This is a genomic window from Streptomyces sp. 13-12-16 (assembly GCF_002114215.1).
In the GTDB taxonomy this organism is placed as follows: domain Bacteria; phylum Actinomycetota; class Actinomycetes; order Streptomycetales; family Streptomycetaceae; genus Streptomyces.
In genome coordinates this window covers 1-1,617 of record NZ_NCTE01001018.1, presented here as the reverse complement: position 1 = coordinate 1,617, position 1,617 = coordinate 1, and the positions used below count along the sequence as shown (strand labels likewise).

Genomic DNA, 1,617 nt, shown 5'->3' with positions numbered 1-1,617 from the left:
TCTCGGGCCAGGCGGTGTGCTCCTGGAGGAGCGCGACCGCGCCGGACTCCCAGTCGACGTGACGGGAGGGGCGGTCGGCGTGCAGGGTGCGGGGCAGTTCGCCGTGGCGCATCGCCATGACCATCTTGATCACGCCGGCGACGCCCGCAGCGGCCTGGGTGTGACCCAGGTTCGACTTCACCGAGCCGAGCAGCAGGGGGCGTTCGGGGTCACGGCCCTGGCCGTAGGTGGCGAGCAGGGCCTGCGCCTCGATCGGGTCGCCGAGCGTGGTGCCGGTGCCGTGCGCCTCGACGGCGTCCACGTCGGCGGGGGTCAGTCCGGCGGAGCCGAGGGCCTGGCGGATGACGCGCTGCTGGGAGGGGCCGTTGGGGGCGGTCAGGCCGTTGGAGGCGCCGTCCTGGTTGACCGCGGAGCCACGCACCACGGCCAGGACGCGGTGGCCGTTGCGGCGGGCGTCGGAGAGGCGTTCCAGGACCAGGACGCCGACGCCCTCGGACCAGCCGACGCCGTCGGCGTCGTCGGAGAAGGCCTTGCAGCGGCCGTCGGGTGCCAGGCCGCGCTGGCGGGAGAACTCGATCAGGGAGGTCGGCGTGGACATCACGGTGACGCCGCCGGCCAGGGCGAGGGAGCACTCGCCGGAGCGCAGGGCCTGCATCGCCCAGTGCATGGCGACCAGGGAGGAGGAGCAGGCGGTGTCGACGGTGACCGCCGGCCCCTCCAGGCCGAGGGCGTAGGAGACCCGTCCGGAGGCGATGCTGGGCGCGGTGCCGCTGCCCTGGTGGCCCTCGAAGCGCTCGTCGGTGAGGGTGGCGGAGTAGTCGCTGTACATCACGCCGGCGAAGACGCCGGTGCGGCTGCCGCGCAGGGAGACCGGGTCGATGCCGGCGTGCTCCACGGCGGTCCAGGACGCCTCAAGGAGCAGCCGCTGCTGGGAGTCGGTGGCCAGCGCCTCGCGGGGGCTCATGCCGAAGAAGCCCGGGTCGAAGTCGCCCGCGTCGTGCAGGAATCCGCCGTGGCGGGTGTACGAGGTGCCGGGGTGGTCGGGGTCCGGGTGGTACAGGGCGTCCAGGTCCCAGCCGCGGTTGACGGGCAGGCCGCCGACCGCGTCGGTGCCCTCGGTGACCAGGCGCCACAGGTCGTCGGGGGAGTCGACGCCGCCGGGGTAGCGGCAGCTCATTCCGACGATGACGATCGGGTCGTCGGCGGTGGCGGTCGGGGCGGCGGCGGGCGCGTCCGCTTCGGCGCCGCCGGTCAGTTCCTCCAGCAGGTGGGCGGCGAGCGCGGAGACCGTGGGGTGGTCGAAGACGACGGTGGCCGAGGTGCGCAGGCCGGTGACGGCGGCGAGCCGGTTGCGCAGTTCGACTGCGGTCAGGGAGTCGAAGCCGAGGTCCTGGAAGGCGCGTTCGGGGTCGATGTCGGTGGCGGAGGCGTGTCCGAGGACGGCGGCCGCCTGGGCGCGCACCAGGTCGGTGACGGTCTCGGTGCGGGCCTCCGCGTCGAGCCGGGACAGCCGTTGGGTGAGGCCGAGTGCGGCCCCGGAGCCGGTGCGCACGGCGCGGCGGCGGGCCCGGATCAGGCCGCGCAGCAGCGGCGGCACCTCTCCCCCGCCGCGCAGCG

At 75.1% G+C, this 1,617-nt stretch carries 1 protein-coding gene; it reads right to left on the bottom strand.

Annotated features, from left to right (window positions below; all coding sequences use genetic code 11):
- Positions 1 to 1,617, bottom strand: a 1,617-nt coding sequence (locus B7767_RS34255; protein ID WP_143652786.1) for a beta-ketoacyl synthase N-terminal-like domain-containing protein, incomplete at both ends; no start/stop codon positions are given.